18 protein-coding genes are annotated in these 17455 nt (G+C 38.3%); 7 read left to right on the forward strand and 11 right to left on the reverse strand.

The genetic code is table 11. From position 1 onward, the window contains the following. Positions 1–272: 272 nt before the first annotated feature. Together map and uvrC are read right to left on the reverse strand one after the other, a co-directional pair. A complete protein-coding gene (gene map, locus FD29_RS07450) occupies positions 273–1109 on the reverse strand; it encodes a type I methionyl aminopeptidase (protein ID WP_057888314.1) in 837 nt (278 codons plus the stop codon). A 15-nt stretch (positions 1110–1124) separates the two neighbouring features. Continuing rightward, positions 1125–2942: an excinuclease ABC subunit UvrC gene (uvrC, locus tag FD29_RS07455; RefSeq protein ID WP_057888315.1), complete on the reverse strand. Its 1818-nt coding sequence runs from the start codon at positions 2940–2942 to the stop codon at positions 1125–1127. Positions 2943–3165: 223 nt separating this feature from the next. On the opposite strand from uvrC, the gene FD29_RS11415 reads away from it, so the two are divergent. Continuing rightward, positions 3166–3306, forward strand: a complete 141-nt coding sequence (locus FD29_RS11415) for an SPJ_0845 family protein (protein ID WP_157049392.1) — start codon at positions 3166–3168, stop codon at positions 3304–3306. A 223-nt stretch (positions 3307–3529) separates the two neighbouring features. On the opposite strand, the gene FD29_RS07460 is transcribed toward FD29_RS11415, so the two are convergent. From FD29_RS07460 to FD29_RS07485, 6 genes are all read right to left on the reverse strand, one after another. Then, a complete protein-coding gene (locus tag FD29_RS07460; protein ID WP_057888316.1) occupies positions 3530–4060 on the reverse strand; it encodes a hypothetical protein in 531 nt (176 codons plus the stop codon). 137 nt (positions 4061–4197) lie between these two features. After that, positions 4198–4857, reverse strand: a complete 660-nt coding sequence (locus tag FD29_RS07465; protein ID WP_057888340.1) for an MgtC/SapB family protein — start codon at positions 4855–4857, stop codon at positions 4198–4200. A gap of 101 nt (positions 4858–4958) precedes the next feature. Then, complete coding sequence (locus tag FD29_RS07470) at positions 4959–5543, reverse strand: PTS sugar transporter subunit IIA (RefSeq protein ID WP_057888317.1); 585 nt, start codon at positions 5541–5543, stop codon at positions 4959–4961. Positions 5544–5653: 110 nt separating this feature from the next. Then, a complete protein-coding gene (locus FD29_RS07475) occupies positions 5654–6103 on the reverse strand; it encodes a low molecular weight protein-tyrosine-phosphatase (protein ID WP_057888318.1) in 450 nt (149 codons plus the stop codon). After that, positions 6104–6388, reverse strand: coding sequence for a helix-turn-helix domain-containing protein (locus tag FD29_RS07480; RefSeq protein WP_057888319.1), 285 nt, complete (start codon positions 6386–6388; stop codon positions 6104–6106). A gap of 605 nt (positions 6389–6993) precedes the next feature. Then, positions 6994–7860, reverse strand: coding sequence for a LysR substrate-binding domain-containing protein (locus tag FD29_RS07485; protein WP_057888320.1), 867 nt, complete (start codon positions 7858–7860; stop codon positions 6994–6996). A gap of 238 nt (positions 7861–8098) precedes the next feature. Between FD29_RS07485 and FD29_RS07490 the strand changes: the two genes are divergently transcribed. Both FD29_RS07490 and FD29_RS07495 read left to right on the forward strand, forming a co-directional pair. Continuing rightward, the gene (locus tag FD29_RS07490) at positions 8099–9721 is read left to right on the forward strand and encodes a malolactic enzyme (RefSeq protein WP_057888321.1); all 1623 of its coding nucleotides are present in this window, start codon (positions 8099–8101) and stop codon (positions 9719–9721) included. A 35-nt stretch (positions 9722–9756) separates the two neighbouring features. Next, a complete protein-coding gene (locus FD29_RS07495) occupies positions 9757–10725 on the forward strand; it encodes an AEC family transporter (protein WP_057888322.1) in 969 nt (322 codons plus the stop codon). A 118-nt stretch (positions 10726–10843) separates the two neighbouring features. Here FD29_RS07495 and FD29_RS07500 read toward each other — a convergent pair whose 3' ends face one another. Continuing rightward, positions 10844–11167 (reverse strand): hypothetical protein, encoded by a 324-nt coding sequence (locus FD29_RS07500; RefSeq protein ID WP_057888323.1) that lies wholly within the window; start codon positions 11165–11167, stop codon positions 10844–10846. 148 nt (positions 11168–11315) lie between these two features. Between FD29_RS07500 and FD29_RS07505 the strand changes: the two genes are divergently transcribed. After that, positions 11316–11756, forward strand: coding sequence for a GNAT family N-acetyltransferase (locus tag FD29_RS07505; protein WP_057888324.1), 441 nt, complete (start codon positions 11316–11318; stop codon positions 11754–11756). 286 nt (positions 11757–12042) lie between these two features. On the opposite strand, the gene FD29_RS07510 is transcribed toward FD29_RS07505, so the two are convergent. Next, entirely contained in the window at positions 12043–13182 is a 1140-nt protein-coding gene (locus FD29_RS07510) for a glycerate kinase (protein ID WP_057888325.1), read from the reverse strand. A gap of 14 nt (positions 13183–13196) precedes the next feature. Further along, complete coding sequence (locus FD29_RS07515) at positions 13197–14480, reverse strand: GntP family permease (RefSeq protein WP_057888326.1); 1284 nt, start codon at positions 14478–14480, stop codon at positions 13197–13199. Between the two features lie 265 nt (positions 14481–14745). Between FD29_RS07515 and FD29_RS07520 the strand changes: the two genes are divergently transcribed. The 3 genes from FD29_RS07520 (at position 14746) to FD29_RS07530 (ending at position 17419) form a co-directional block, all read left to right on the forward strand. After that, a complete protein-coding gene (locus tag FD29_RS07520) occupies positions 14746–15783 on the forward strand; it encodes a CdaR family transcriptional regulator (RefSeq protein ID WP_057888327.1) in 1038 nt (345 codons plus the stop codon). 73 nt (positions 15784–15856) lie between these two features. Beyond that, entirely contained in the window at positions 15857–16582 is a 726-nt protein-coding gene (locus FD29_RS07525; RefSeq protein WP_057888328.1) for an alpha/beta hydrolase, read from the forward strand. 177 nt (positions 16583–16759) lie between these two features. After that, complete coding sequence (locus tag FD29_RS07530) at positions 16760–17419, forward strand: HAD family hydrolase (RefSeq protein WP_057888329.1); 660 nt, start codon at positions 16760–16762, stop codon at positions 17417–17419. Positions 17420–17455 lie beyond the last annotated feature (36 nt).

Raw genomic sequence — 17455 nt, forward strand, 5'->3', positions numbered from 1 at the left:
TGCAAAACACCTAAAATTGTATTTATTTAAGTCCAAAATGGGGATCCTATTTTTCGGGAAATACTTTTTCAGCAACCTCCGTCCTTTGCCAGGTTAGAGACAGACAAGCTTAGAGACAATTTGAACTGTAATTGGCTCTAAGTTGCTCTCACTGCGTTCCAGCGTCCACCAGAATTTCATGGAAGACGGCAGTGAACAACCAAACTTGAAAAATAACCCATTTTTAGAATCAGAGCTCGTTTTATATTTGAAAATTAATTAAATTCTATTCTTTAAGCTTGCTTGTGTTCCTTGAGATAATCACGAGCCCACTTGAGATACTTTTCATCTTCTGCAGCATCTTGAGAAGTCAAGATCTTAGGACCATCAGCAGTGATCGCCAAAGTGTGTTCATATTGAGCAGACCATGAACCGTCAGCACTAGCATAGTAGATCCAGTCATCGTTAGGATCCTTTAATGAACGATCTACGATCTCCCAAGTACCTTCATTGATCATTGGTTCGATTGTGATCGTCATACCATTCTTCAAACGTAGACCTTTACCAGGTTCACCATAGTGCAAGACATCTGGTTCTTCGTGCATTGTAGGTCCAATTCCGTGACCACAGAGTTCACGAACATCACCATAACCGTGTTCATCTTCAGTGTAGTGTTGGATAGCATAACCAATATCACCTAGTCGTTTGCCTTCAACACTTTGAGCAATTCCTAGATAAAGTGATTTTTTAGTAACTTCCATCAAATCAGAAGTTTCTTGAGTCACAGAACCAACTGCGTAACTCCAACAAGAATCACTTTCGTAACCCTTGTAATTAACTGTCATATCAACTTTGACCAAGTCGCCTTCTTGTAAAATCAAATCTTTACGGGGCGTACCATGGGCAACTTCATCGTTGACATCGACACAAGTAGCATACTTGTAGCCTTCGAAGCCCTTTTCGGAAGGTGTGGCACCGTGTTTGACGATATAATCGTTAGCAAATTCTTCAATTGAGTAAGCTGAAATACCCGGTTTGATCATGTCACGTAAACCTAAGTGTACGCCAGCTAAGATCTTACCTGATTCACGCATGCCCTCAATTTCTCGTTCTGATTTTAATGTAATCATATAATGTCCCCCAATTTAACCTTTATGATACTTTTTATGAAAATCGGTACTAGCTAAAGTTATTTTAATTGTTTGTGCTGTTGTCTTAGGAATCCCCAAATCAGTCAGCTGCTCGACTGAGGCTTCCTTCATTTTTTTGACCGAACCAAATTGCTTCAACAACTTCGTTCGCGTCTTAGGACCAACACCTTGAATATTATCCAGTTGCGATGACAGTGCCGTTTTACTGTGGGTCTTGCGGTGGAAAGTAATAGCAAACCGGTGCACTTCATCTTGAATCCGCTGCAATAAATAGAATCCCTGGCTCTTGCGGTCCAATGGCACTTCTACGCCATCTTCGCCTACAATCAAATGCGACGTATTATGGTGATTATCTTTGACCATCCCGGCAACTGGGATATCTATTCCTAATTCATTGTTTAAAACATCTATAACAGCACGCAATTCAATGATACCACCATCCATTAGGATTAAATCAGGCAATGAGCCATTTTCTTTAATCAAACGTGAATAACGCCGATAAATAACTTCCCGCGTATTGGCAGCTTCGTCCGCACCAGATTGATGTTCTACTTCGCCTTTGATCTTATATTTACGATAGCCACTCTTCTCAGGCCGTCCATCTTTGAACATGACCATCGCCGAAACCGGATCAGTCCCTTGAATGTGCGAGTGGTCAAATGATTCAATAACGTGGCCATAAGGTAGATCGAGTGCCTCAAAAATTTGTTGCTGAGCGCCGTATGTTTGGCGGTTATCCAATTCCATCAAACGGAACTTTTCTTGCAGCACTAATTTGGAGTTCTCCGCTGCCATATCCATCAAATCTTTCTTCTGACCTCGTTGTGGAGTTCGGAAAGGAATATTCAAAACTTGTGAAAGCGTGTCTTTGTCCAAATTATCTGGCACTAAGATCTCCTTAGGCAAAACTTGATTGCGACGGTTATAGAATTGCAAAATAAAGGTCGATAATTCTTCTTCCGGCGTGTTGATACAAGCAAAGACTTTCTTTTCACGTTTCATCAAACGAGCTTGCCGAATAAAGAAGATCTGAATTGAAATCCAGCCTTTTTCCACGTAATAATTAAAAATATCCCGTGGTGTACTGTCGTTAGAAATGATCTTCTGTTTCTCAACGGTCGTCTCGATGTACTTTATTTGGTCACGTAACTCCCCAGCACGTTCAAACTCCATCTTTTTTGATGCATCTTCCATGCGGTCGCGTAGTTGACTTTTGATTTCGCCAACGTTGCCACCTAAGAATTTTTTGATTTTTTCGATCTGTTGATCGTATTTTTCTTTAGGAACTGTTTGGAAACAGGCACCTAAACATTGACCCATATGATAGTACAAACATGGTCGGCCTAGATTTCCTTGACATCTGCGCAGAGGATAAACTTTTTGCAAAAAGTTCAACGTATTCGAAGCGGCCCAGACATTAGGATAAGGTCCAAAGTAATATGCCCCATCTTTTTTGACCAAACCGGTGATCTCCATCTTAGGATCACGTTCATTGGTAATTTTAATGTAGGGATATCCTGTACCACGTTTTAATTTAATATTGTAATAAGGCTGATGTTTTTGGATCAAAGTGATCTCGAGCAAAAAAGCTTCCTTATCATTAGAAGTGATAATTGTTTCAAAATCACGGATCTCCGAAACTAATCGTGCCGTCTTACCTTCGTGTGAACTCTTAAAGTATGACCGGACCCGATTTCTGAGATTCTTAGCCTTACCAACATAGATGATCTTAGAATTGATATCCTTCATCAGATAACACCCCGGACGTGGTGGCAATAGGCTCAACTTATGTTCAAGATATTCAGTAGCCAACAGATATCCCTCCTTTTTAATTAATCCGAACTTATCTTATATTAATTTAATCTATCTAATTGTCAACTCAAACGCAACCATATGTTCTGTCTTCTATTATACGTTTCTTTTTTAGTAACTTTCATTAATTTATTTCAAAATAATTGAGTAAACAATTGTCATTTTCACCTAAAGGAATTATAATGTACTTAATTATAAAGATAACTGAAAGGGGCTGATACCGATGGGCCTAACAGTGAAACGTGAAAGTGATTTTGGCAGTTTGTTTGATAAGTTTGCCTCTCTTCCCGATGATGTAAAAGAAAACGTTAAACGCGTAGATTCTGCAGATAAGAATTCTTCAAAAGAAAAAAAAGAATCTTAAAGATAAAAAATAAACTTCTCTTGTCTTGATATCACTTTTTTAAGTGAATGCCATTTATTTTTACTATTTCTTTAACAAGAACCCTTTTGATGTAAAAAGCCTAGAACATTATGTTCTAGGCTTTTTTTAGTCTTCATATAATTGATCCAATTGTTGTTCTTCTTGTTTCAAAAGCTGCAGTTCTTGACACATCAAATACTCAAAATAAGCGTCGGTCACACCGTTAAATAACGCCATAATTTTCCCCTTGTTTGTTATTTTTGAGTTGAATAAAATCTGCCGAGATAACCGGACGACTTATGTCGCGTCCCTTTTCATTAACATAACTATCAGTAGTTAACACGCGACCATAAAATTTGATGGGATCACTCTCTTTGAGCTCAACGTCCTCACGCGCAAAGTTAGTGACATTATACTTCAACTTGATAGTTCTCGATTGATCATTGCCATCCAGTGCGACTAATAAGTATTTATGTTCCATATCTAAATTTTTTATGTGACCCGTCTGATAAACCTTAGTTCCATAATACAAACTCGTATTCGAATACAGGTTATCGAACGAAACATAGGCATAATCTTTACGCTCACGTTTGAATTCAGCTGCCGTTTTTTGCTTAGCTTTAGTCACTAAGCTCATCTGTGTCCCACGGATTCCACCGACAACTTTATTCCCAGGCGACAACAAATAAATCACCACTAAGGCCAACGTGCAGACTAATACCATAAAGAGTCTGGTCGGTAAACTTCTTATCATTTAATTCCCCCAATAATCCAAAGATAACAAAGGTCTAGACAAATTACAATTAATAAAGACCCACTTAAAAATTTAAATATCTCGTTATAATTCAACCAATAAAAAATACTCCCAAACACAAATTTGGGAATATTTTTTTAGACATTGATCGTTTCTACTTTAATAATATTATCATTCATCGACAAACCTTCAACTATGTCGACATAATCCAAGCTTTTACCAAAGTCGATCGAATAGACATTAGTATAGACTTTTTGATCATCACGTTTAATCACGCTGAACCGAACACCTTCGACGGTGATATCGTTTGTCTGAAAGTAATCATCGATAAACTTTTTAGTATCTACTTTGTGAACGTATTCGATTTTCAGTTTTCGAACTGGACTGATACGAATGATCTTCTTTAAAAATCCTAACACAATATAAACGACTAAGAAACCAGCAATAGCAATTACATAATCTCCCATACCAATAGCCAAGCCGATACAAGCCACGACCCACAAACTGGCCGCAGTCGTCAAACCTCGAATTGAATGATGTTCAACGATGATCGTCCCGGCGCCTAAAAAGCCAATCCCACTAACAACTTGGGCGATCAGACGAGCATTGTCAGCTCGAACGACACCTTTGAATTGGGGATATTGACGGGCCAATTCCAATGCATCCGCGGCAATGTTTTGCTGGATCATCGCAATAATACAAGCACCTAAGCCCACCAAAATATTAGTTCGAATCCCAGCAGGACGATGCTTGTGTGCCCGGTCGATCCCAATGACGCCACCAAAGACGACTGCCATCAATAATCTAATTACAACTGTAAGAACACTTAATTGACTCAAAAATAAAACCTCCAATGTTCTTAGTTAATATATTTAGTATAGCATTATCAAAATTATTCTTAAAAATTCTCTCTATCTTCAAATAACTTCACAATTTCAGCCTCAGTTTTAGCCTTCTTCAAGGAACTGACAAAGTGTTTTTTCTGTAATAAATAGGCCACACTGGCTAAGTACTCGACGTGCTGATAATTTTTTTCTTCAGCTGGGATCAAAAAGGCAATAATAACGGAAACTTCCTCTTTGGCCGTCCACAATATCGGCTGATCCAACGTTATGACTTGCATCGTTAATTCAGTGACTGACTGATCGATTGCATGCGGCAGTGCGATTTCTTCACCTAAAGCCGTCGAACATCCCCGCTCCCGCAACAAAAAGCGCCCATAGACCGATTCAGAATCAAGTGATTCATCTATACTTTGAGCCATTTGCGATAACTTCTTCAAAACTTCATCACGTGTTTTTAACGACAGATTGAGTTCAACATTTTCTGCCGTTAAAACCTTCGTAAAATCGCTCATTTGGTCGACACGCGGTTTCTGACCAGAAATATTTTTATCATTCGTCCACACTGGATCTGTCTGCGGCGTATTATTAAAAAACCGTTGTTGGAGCTTATGCCAAAAGGAATTATGTTTATCTGTCACAATCTTGACCCCCAAATCTACCTATTACTATCCATCATACTTTGATTACGAAAAAATCTCACTTATTGCTGAAATGAATTCTACCGATTCATCTCAAAATGAGTGAGATTCTATTTTAATTGTTCCAACCAAGCTGACAACAATTCTTTCAGTTGACGATAAGTCCGGTCAAATTTTTGATCGTACCAAGGATCTTGAACTTCTTCTGTTTTGCCTAAAATCGAGTAGGCTAACTTGATTTTGTTCTGATCCAAACGAGGCGACATCTGTTTTAAATCGATAATATTTTGCTCATCCATCCCAATAATTAAATCGGCACTTTTAAAGTCAGTCGCAGTGATCTGCTTTGCCACATGGTTGACGACTGGAACATCGTGTCTTTGCAATTCGGCGATTGCTCCTGGATGAGGACTGTTGCCGATCTCGTAAGTTGAGGTCGATCTTGATTGGACTTTTATAGAGTCACTGAGACCTTGTTCTTCAACTAATTGTCTCATCATCATTTCTGCCATCGGCGATCGGCAAATATTTCCTAAACATACAAAAATGACTTCTTTCATTTAAATCAAACCTAATCTCTTTTTAACTTCTTGCAATTGTGCTTCCAAAACGGGATCTTTACGGTTCAAAACATCTAAAGTACTAGCTTGTGGGGCCTTTTTTTGAGTAGTCTTCTTAGTAGCTGAAGCTTTCTTGGCTTTGGTTGGTGTCTTTTTGTACTTTCTTACCCAAGCAGCCACTTGTTGATATGAGATTCCGTATTTTTCACCAGTAGCTTTATTATTGTTGTCATGATCGATTGCGTATTGAGCAATTTCTTTTTGTTGACTTTCATTGTAATTCATTCTAAAAACTCCTAAATGGCTTATTGTAGAAAATTATACCATAGAAAACTGCTCTGTTATTGCTGTAACACAGTTTTAACTATTCATTCTCAAATTTTGGGCACAAAAAAATGGCAGCTCAGGGAGGAACCACCATCAAATCGACAACCGCTTTTAACGATCATTATAATCATGAAATTATCAAGAAAGAGGAAACGTAGGTTTGATCTCCTCTTCAATTAATATATTAGCACAATCACTTTTAAAATCATTAGTTTTTACAAATTGGACATATTTTTATAAACATAGATAAAATTTAAAAAAAGCCGGTCAAACCGGCTTAATAACAACGTTTGAAACTTATTTAAACACGTACTATCCCATAAAATATAATCTATAAATTTTCAAAAAAATGATAATAATATAATAAAAGCACAATTAGGAACAATTATATTGATGAGATACAACTTCCTATAATATTGTCTCACATCATTTAATCATTAACATATAGATATAAATACCAATATTACTAACAGATTTATCTATTAATAACAATGACGAATTCATTGTAACGTTATTGGCCTATACCTGTACACCACGTTTTATTTATATATAAATATCATTTTCTAAATATTTTTAAAGATGTGCATCAATTTAGCTAAGGTTTCACTACCGACCATATTGTGACGATAAACAAACAGAATGAAAAATGATGGCAGCTGAATATCCATATCGATCACTTGAATACCAGGAACATCTTGAAACGCCGTTTCAGCAACGAAGCTGATCCCCTTATCGGCCTTGACAAGATTGAGCATCAATTTGTAATCATCAGTCTGAAACATTGTCTTAGGCGTGACATTATAGTGCTCTGTCAGGTGGCGCAAGACCTGACTATGGACTGAACTTTCACTCAATGAAATAAAATCTTCTTCAAATAACTTATCTATAGAAGTAATTTTGGAAATATCTCGTTTTGCAGAGGCGATAAATTTAAAATGATGTTCCTTGATCAACTGGTAATCTAGATGGTTTTCTTGTGGCAAAACCGTTGTTCCCAAAAAAGAAAGATCAATTTCTCCATTGATCAATTTTTCAAGTAGCTCTTTGGAACCATCAGAAACGGGCTCAATCGCCGTCAACAGATCTTCATCTCTCAACTGATCAAAAACCTTTGGTATCACGTAATTGGTAATAATTGGTGGCCAGCCCATAACGATTTTTTCTCGCTTGATTCGTTCCATATCGACACTGATCAAATCATTTTCACGTAAAATTCTTTCAATATGAGCCAATAGCTGTTCTCCACCATAAGTTAAAGAAAGCGAGTTAGCGTAACTCTTACGTTTGACCAAAGACATCCCATAGGTATCTTCGAGTCGTTTCGAGGCGTAAGTGATCGTCGGTTGACTGACACCAAAGAAGTTAGCTGTGTCAGAGAAATTCTTTAATTCTGATAATTTTTGAAAATATTGATAATCCTTTAAATTCATTTTTCTCACCTATAAATATTATTTATCAATGATAACATATTTGACTATATTTTTTATAAGGGTTTATAGTAATCACGAAAGTTAATTAAGAGACATTCCGTTAAATAATTATGCCAATAATGATATTTTTGAAATTCATTATTTGTAAATTTTATTTATGATTTTCGATTAAACAAAATAATTAATTTACGGTAATGTCCTAGCTGGTTAAAAAAGTTAATCTAGGAGGAATTTTTTTATGAAATACGAAGGTTTAGATTTATTAAATAATCACTTCTTGAATAAAGGTACTGCCTTTACAAAGGAAGAAAGAAAAGAAAACAAGCTTGAAGGTTTATTGCCTCCATTTGTTCAAACTTTGGATCAACAAGTAGAACAAGCTTATGAAAACTATTCTGCTAAAGAAACATTCTTAGCTAAGAGAATGTACTTGATGGACTTGTTCAACGAAAACGTTACTTTGTTCTACAAGTTGTTCAGTGAACACGTTAATGAATTCATGCCTGTTGTTTACGATCCAACTATTGCTGACACAATTGAAAACTACAGTCACTTCTTCTTAGATCCACAAAATGCTGCATTCTTATCAATCGATGAACCAGAAGATATCAAAGCTTCACTAAAGAACGCCGCTAAAGATCGTGATATCAAGTTGATTGTTGTTACTGATGGTGAGGGTATTCTTGGTATTGGTGACTGGGGTGTCCAAGGTGTTGACATCTCTGTTGGTAAATTGATGGTTTATACAGCCGCTGCTGGTCTTGATCCTAAGTCAGTTCTTCCTGTTGTGCTTGATGTAGGTACAAACAGAAAAGAATTGCTTGCCGATGATCTTTACATGGGTAACCACCACCAACGTGTTACTGGCGACAAGTACTACAACTTCGTTGACAAATTTGTTGAAACTGCTGAAGATTTGTTTCCTGACATGTATCTTCACTTTGAAGACTTTGGCCGTAGTAATGCTGCTAACATTTTGAACAAGTACAAAGACAAGATCTTGACATTCAACGATGATATTCAAGGTACAGGTATCATTACACTTGCCGGTATCCTTGGTGCTTTGAATATTTCTAAAGAAAAGCTTACTGATCAAGTTTATCTATCATTCGGTGCTGGTACTGCTGGTGCTGGTATCACTAAGAGAATCTTCGATGCTATGGTTGAAGAAGGTCTTTCAGAAGACGAAGCAAAGAAACACTTCTACCTAGTCGACAAACAAGGTCTATTGTTCGATGATACAGAAGACCTAACACCAGAACAAAAGCCATTTACAAGACAACGTAGTGAATTTGCCAATGCTGACGAACTAACAAACTTGGAAGCTGTTGTTAAAGCAGTTCACCCTACTATCCTTGTTGGTACATCAACACAACCTGGTACTTTTACAGAACCAATCATCAAAGAAATGGCTGCTCACACAGAACGTCCAATCATCTTCCCACTTTCAAACCCTACAAAATTAGCAGAAGCTAAAGCTGAAGATCTTTTGAAATGGACTGACGGTAAGGCTCTTATCGCTACTGGTATTCCGGTTGAACCAGTTGAATACAATGGCGTTACATACCACATTGGTCAAGCTAACAACGCTTTGGTTTACCCAGGTCTTGGTCTTGGCTCAGTTGCCGTTGACGCTAAGTTGCTTTCAGACGGTATGATCAACAAAGCTGCTCACTCATTGGGTGGAATCGTTGACCCTACACAACCAGGTGCTGCTGTACTTCCTCCAGTTTCAAAACTAGATGAATTCAGTATGACTGTTGCTGTCGGCGTTGCTCAAGAAGCTATCGACGAAAAATTATCTTCAGCTACAGATGCTAAAAAAGCCGTTGCTGATCTTAAATGGGAACCTAAATACTAATTAAAATATTTGTCAAATAAAGGGGAAATTTATTCATGGCTGCATTCATCACTTCACTTGAAAGTGTTGCCGAAATCGTTCTTGTCATTGCCTTAGGATACTGGCTTAGAGGGTCCGGTCGTCTAGGTGACGAGTTCAAGGGTAACATCTCATTCATTATTATGAAAATTGCTTTACCTGCTTCAATCTTCGTTTCCGTTCTTAAATACTTGAACCGAGACAAGTTAGCCAGTTTATCTGGTGGTTTGATCTTTACTTTTGCCAGTTTTACGATTGGTTACATCGTCGCTTACATTTTGACAAAAGTATTCCGTATTAGAAAAGGTCGTCGTGGTACCTTTATTAACATGTTCGTCAATGCTAATACAATTTTCATCGGTTTACCATTGAACATGGCCCTATTTGGTACAAAGAGTTTACCTTACTTCCTTATCTACTATGTTATGAACACAATTTCAACTTGGGCCGTTGGTATCTTCTTCATCTCCAACGATGATCCAACTGTTGAAAAAGGCGCTAAAAAAGAGAAATTCAACTGGAAGAAATTACTTCCTGCTCCACTAGTTGGTTTCTTAGTCTCACTTGTCTTCTTGCTTTTGGCTATCCCTGTTCCAGAATGGATCAACAAGACTCTTGACATGGTCGGTGGTATCGTTACACCTATGTCACTTATCTACATTGGTATCATTTTGGCCGATGCTGGATTGAAGTCAATCAAGTTCGACCGCGATACAGTCTTAGCATTACTTGGTAGATTCGTTATTGCCCCAATCATCATGATCGGTATTATCTTGATCGGTGGTTCAATGATGGGTAGTTCTCTACCAACTATCGAATCAAATTCATTCATCATCCAATCAGCTGCTCCTGGTCTAGCTGTTCTGCCAATCTTAGTTGACCAAGCTCACGGTGATGTCGACTATGCTACTAACTTAGTTACAACTTCAACTGTTCTTTTCGTTATCGTTGTTCCTATCTTAATGCAAGTCGCAAACTTGATCTAATTTAATTTCATTAGAACCTTTGAAACACCATTCAAAACCTCCTCAAATGAATTACATATAAAGAAAAGCTAGTTACCAACATCTGCGGTTGGCAACTAGCTTTTTTAGTGTCTGTGAATTATCCTAAAAGTTTGATCAAACGATTAACTAATTCGACGATTCTTTCGGCATCATCGTCCAAATCTAACCCTTGACGGTTATTGACCATCGTGTGACTCAGCTGCAACAAACTGACTGAATCAGTTGTATCATTGAAGTCAGCAATCGGCAGAGTCACCATGTGATCGTAGATCGATACTTGACCAGGTTCGACGTTGACGATTTTGGATCCTTCCGGCATACTCAAAATATAGGCCTTGATGCGTTTTAAACTAAATTTATCTTGATAGAAAGCATATATTACTTCTAGCTCACTCATAATATACTTGATTTCGTTATTCAAATTTAATCACCTCAGCTAAAAACATTCTGTCTTTAGTATCACGCAACTACTACTGAATTGACAAGTCGAATAACTCGCTTTTTATTTTTTAAAAGTAAACTTGTGAAATCTGACTTGGCAAAATTTTTATTAAAATTGGAGAAAGATTATGAAAATCATCGAAGTTACCGACCGCACTCCCGAACTGATCTCTCAATTAGTAACTATTTGGGAAAGTGCCGTCCGTGCCACCCATCATTTCTTAACTGAACCAGCTATCCAGAATTTTAAAGCCAGTTTACCTGAGATTCTAAACTCCGTTCCACACCTAATCATCGCTGAAGATAAAAACATTCCCGTAGCCTTTCTGGGGACTGCTGAACAAGAGATCGAAATGTTATTCGTCGATTCAAATAAGCGTGGACAAGGCTTAGGTAAGAAATTGATCACCTATGGCATCGATACGTTACACGTCACAGAATTGACCGTCAACGAACAGAATCCCCAAGCAGTGGGATTTTACGAACACATGGGTTTTGAAACCTTTAAAAGAACTCCCACAGACGATTTAAACAATCCTTATCCCATCCTTTATATGAAACTAAAATAAAGAGTGAAACAAACTGGTTAGATTCTGAGTATTTGCCTAATCTGTCGAATTGCTCGCCGATTTTGCGAGTGATTTGACAGATGTAGCAAAACGCAGGAAGCTGGTTTGTGTAGCTCGTTTCAGATAAAGAGCGAAACAAACCGGTTAGATTCTGAGTATTTGCTTAATCTCACAAATTGTAATTAAAAACCCTCAATATTCATAATGCGAATATTGAGGGTTTTGTTATTATACGGAAGAAGTTGAGTGCTGTTCCGCGCTTATGCTACATATTTAGTGAATAAATTTATTTCGTATTTTTAATCAAACGAGCAATATTTTCAGAAACTTGTTGAAGATTCTTATCTGTATCTTGAATGGCTTTTGAAAGCTCCTCTACTCCTGGTACACAAGTAAAGATAGCATCGATGCCTAATGGATAAAGTTCAGAGATCTTCTCGCCTACTGAACCAGCGATTGCAATCACCGTGGCATTGGGATTGACCGCTTTAGTAGCTTTGGCCACTCCGATAGGCGTCTTGCCAAATTTAGTCTGGAAATCGATCTGTCCTTCACCAGTAACGACGACGTCAGCATCTTTTACTGCTGTCTGTAAATTAGTGTAATCAACCACAATATCGACTCCTGAACGCATTTCTGAGTTCGTAAAGGCCAATAATCCAGCACCCAAACCACCAGCAGCCCCGGCTCCAGGAACGTTTTCCAAATCCTTATTCAAATCACGTTTCAAAATCTGGGCATAATGCGACAATGATTCATCGAGAAAGTCGACCATTTCGGGATTAGCACCTTTTTGTGGTCCAAATACGTGACTAGCACCATTTTCACCTGTCAAAGGATTCGTAACGTCAGAAGCAATGATAACTTTAACGTCAGCCAATTCTGGCATCAATTCAGAAACATCAACTTTAGCTAATTTTGACAACATGGCACCACCATATTGTAATTCTTCACCTTTGTCATCCAACAAATGAGCTCCTAAAGCTTGAGCCATACCAGCTCCCCCATCATTTGTCGCCGAGCCGCCGATACCGATAATGATCGTCTTGGCTCCGTGTTCAACGGCCGATTTGATCAACTGACCAGTCCCAAATGTAGTGGCTACATAAGGATTTTGCGTATACCGATTGATGAATTGAATGCCACTGGCCTGAGCCATTTCGATTACCGCTACGGAACCATCGTCGATCAAGCCGTATTGAGCATCAGTTTCATTACCCAAAGGATTGACAACCGTCTCCGTGACCATTTGGCCATTTTTGGCATCAACTAACGACTGCACAGTCCCTTCGCCACCATCAGCCATTGGTACGTTGACATATTCAGCCTCTGGATAAACTTTTTCAAAACCACAACGCATTGAATTGGCAACTTCTTTAGCTGTCAAAGAATTCTTATATGAATCTGGAGCTAAAACGATTTTCATTTATACTTCCACCTCTAAAACAAATTTCCATACATCAATGTTGCGACAATTGTCATTGAAAGTCCAACTAACATTTCCCAGAACACAACTGTCATTCGCTCTTTAAACGGCATATTGACCGCTTTAGCAGTTACATGGAAGTAATTACCATGTGGCAATTGGTCGATCACAGTGGCCCCAGTGTGTACCATTGCGGCCGCACCAGTTCCAGAAATACCAAATGAAAGGATCGACTTGCTGAAGGAATTCGAAGCCAAGATGACCCCGGTTGAAGTCGAAGCTGTTGCCGCTGCCATCAAAATTCCGGCGATTGGAGCTAAGAACGTGCCCGAAATCCCTGAAGCTTGAACGATTTCAACTACTTTTTGAGGCAAATTGGAAGCTGAAACTAACCCAGCTATCGCACCAGCTCCAATCAAGATCATTACGACATCCGTCATCCGAGCTAAACCTTTTTGCATATATTGTAGGAATTTTTTCCCTTGACCCATGGCCAAAGTCCCCACTAAACCAGCAATTGGCAAAATATACATTGCATCCAAATTAAAGGAAGCCAAAGCTTTAATATTTAAAATATCGCCAATTGGCGTGATCAATAACAAAACTACCGCTACTAAAGGCGTAACGATGGCTGCCTTGAGACTAGGTAGATCTGTTTGTTTCTTGGCAACAAATTTTTCGGTAATTGGTGCAAATTCACCTTTATTTTTAAGCAAACTAGCTAAGAGTACTGTCACAACCAACCCGACAAGTGCCGGAATAAAGTCCGCAATCATCACTTGCGACAAATCGACATTGAAACCTTTGGCAGCTGCAATCGTGTTGGGATTTGGCGAAATAATATTACCAGCTTTACCCCCACCAGATAAGGCAACTAATAATGAAAGCTTACTGTAATGCATTTTTTGACCGACCTCTAGAGCAATCGGTGCCACGATCAAGACGGCGACAGGAATGAAGATCCCCACTCCAGTTAAAACCATCGTCGACAAAGCTAAGGCTAAAATAGCCAAACGATCACTGAATCGATCGACGATACTTGAAGCAATAACATTGGCAGCTCCTGACTCCATCATTACTCCGGCCAAGACACCAGCAGCAATGACACGGATAATTGTTCCCATAACACCAGAACTACCTTTAACAACCGTATCAGTCGTTTGAGCAAGTGACATCCCACCAACTAAACAACCTACGATTGCACCAAAAATCAAAGCATAGATTGGATTCACTCGAAACAGAATCAATCCAATTGCCAAAAGCAGCCCTAAGAGTGCTGCCCACCAAGCAATAACCATCTTTTTAAAACATCCTTCCCTCATAAAAGCTATGTGATTGTTAATTCTTTAACAATCAATTAACGAATGTATGATACATTGTCATCACAAGTAAATCAATGTACAGATGCACAAATAATATTGTAAACCAATGCAAAAAAGATTATAATTCGTTGATAAATCAATGTTTTATAATTTAAAAAATATTCAAAACATTTATCTGCACAAATTTTGATTTTACCGTTTTCATGAAAGTTTGAATAATACTGAACAAGGAAGTTGAATTATGAAATTAGATCCTGTTTTGGCACAATCGATTGTCGACAAAATGATGGAAAACATCCCCTATAATATCAATATGATGAATGAGAAAGGCTATATCATTGCTAGTGGCAATAAAGAACGTATCAATACTTTACACATTGGTGCAATCGATACGATTCAAAGTGGCAAGACCAAACCGATGGTGGAATCATTCGGGAAGTATGGACAACCGGGCGTTAATATTCCCGTTGAATTTCACGGTCAAACGATCGGTGTCATTGGTATCACTGGTGACCCCGAGAAAGTTACCCCACTGGCTTCTCTCTTAAAAGTCTCAACTGAATTACTCATTTCTCAACTCAATAACAATCAACAAAAAGAGACCCTCAATCACTTTCTTTATCAGTGGGTCAACAGTAACGATCCCAACGCCGATACGGAACTGAAACTTCGAGCCCAAACTTTGGGGATCGATTTGACGCTTAAACGTTACGCTCTGATCATTGAATCAACGAACAATTCCAATCTGACTATTGCTGCAAGTGATTTTTCCTTCAACAAAACACCTGAACAAGAGTTGATCATCACTAAAAGTGAGAACGAACTGCACCGCTATCTCAAATTCTGTCGAGAAAATCAATTGATTGTCGGTATCAGTGACAAAACTGCCAATTTGCAAAAAGCTGTAAAACAAGCCCAAGCTACGATCAAGGTCAGTCAAGAGTTACAACTGACTGATGTTTACTACTTCCAGCAAATAAATTTCTTAGATCACTTATTAAACAGCAATCTTTGTTCAAGTAAAACGCTCGATAGTTTCAAGGGTCTGCTTAAAACTAAATCCGGACTAGAACTGTTGGAAACCTTAGATTGCTACTTCAAACACAATGGCAACGTCACCGAGACCTCGCAAGCTCTGAAAGTCCATCGCAACACGACTAATTATCGCTTGAATAACATCGCCGAATACTTCGGTTTCAATTTGCACGATCTGACCGATACCCTACAACTTTACACTAACTACCTATACTTCAAGAAATACCAATATGAACATCGTTAATGGACTTTGTTGGACATTATTTTCAACGACATTTATCATTAAATTAATAAATATTATCTTTCGAGGTTGAATTATGGTATTAATGAATCTTAGTTATCGTACAAATTATCTGCACACTTATTTCAAAACTACGGTCGTCTTACCCGACACCAACCAAACCGACTATACGACCGTTTGGTTATTGCATGGCTACACTGGCGATGACACCGCTTGGATCAGACACGTCAATATCGAACAGTTGGCTCGTAAGTACAATTGGGCCATCATTATGCCCGAAGCACGTAATGCCTTTTACTCTGATTCAAACTTCATCCCCTATTACTCTTACTTCGTAGATGAATTCATTCCTAAGATGCAACATATCTTGCCGATCTCTACTGATCCCAAGCACAACTTTATCGTCGGATCGAGTATGGGTGGTTATGGTGCTTTGAAAATCGCCTTTTTAAATCCTGACAAATTCAGCAAGGTAGCCGCTCTTTCACCGATCACCGATATTGAACATTTCCGCAACAATCCTAAGAGCCCTATGGCTAAAGAAACTTTTGACAGTATCTTCGACAGCCCTGAAAAACTAGCTCACAATCAACTGATAAATATCTTCAACAGTCGTCAGCCGAAACAAAAGATTCTCACCCTCTGTGGCGATGCCGATTTCATGCATGAAGACAACGTAATGTTCAAAAACTTCCTCAGTATTCATGCCAAAGATCGTTACACTTTTATGCCTGTCGTGGGCGATCATTCTTGGAAAACTTGGAGCGAGAATATCGATAAAGTCTTTACTTGGTTGAAGTAAAATGATAAATCTCAAATAGATCCCAGCAAAACAGCCATTTAATGGTTAATTCTACTGGGATCTTTTATTATTGGAATTTTTCTTTGACGTTATGTCAAAGATACAATTACTCAATAACTATTCTTTCAAAATGATATGATGAATTTAACAAATAAATTTATAATCGAGGTCATCTAAATGATGGAAAAATATCTCACTTTTGACTGCTATGGCACACTCTTGAATGAAGAAAACACTTATGCAGAAATCGAAATTATTGCTAAAAGAATCGGCGTCGATCCTAAACTAGCTTGCAAACGTTTTATAGCTTATCAAGACGATCGTAACAATATGCATCCCTATTTGGATTATGCAATTTTGACACGAAATAATTTGATTCATCTAGACTATCTCTTTGATTTGACTCATGAATTTGAAAAATATTACGTTGATGTTTTGATTGCTCATCGCAGTCTGAAGCCATTTGCTGAAGTAATCAACACTTTACAGAAATTCATCGACCAAGGCTACAAATTGATCATGATGTCCAACTCTTCATGGGATATTATCGATGCCAATGTTAAAGCTCTCAAGGTTCCCTTTGACGTCTGGACGGCTGAAGATGTACACGCGTATAAACCCGATTTGAAATTCTTCAAAATTATCGAAAACTACTACGGATTGACTCCCAAGAATCACTTCCATATTGCACAAGGTTATTCCAGCGACATTATCCCGGCCGATAAAATGAACTGGCCTTCGATTTGGGTCAATCGTCCCAAGGATCTTCCCGACACCACTGTTTTGCCTACTCACATGGTTGAATCGCTGGATCAAGTCCTACCATACTTACGGTAATTAACAAGTCAGCATAGTTTTCAAACGATTCGGATA

The sequence above is a fragment of the Companilactobacillus mindensis DSM 14500 genome (genome assembly GCF_001434275.1).
GTDB lineage: Bacteria > Bacillota > Bacilli > Lactobacillales > Lactobacillaceae > Companilactobacillus > Companilactobacillus mindensis.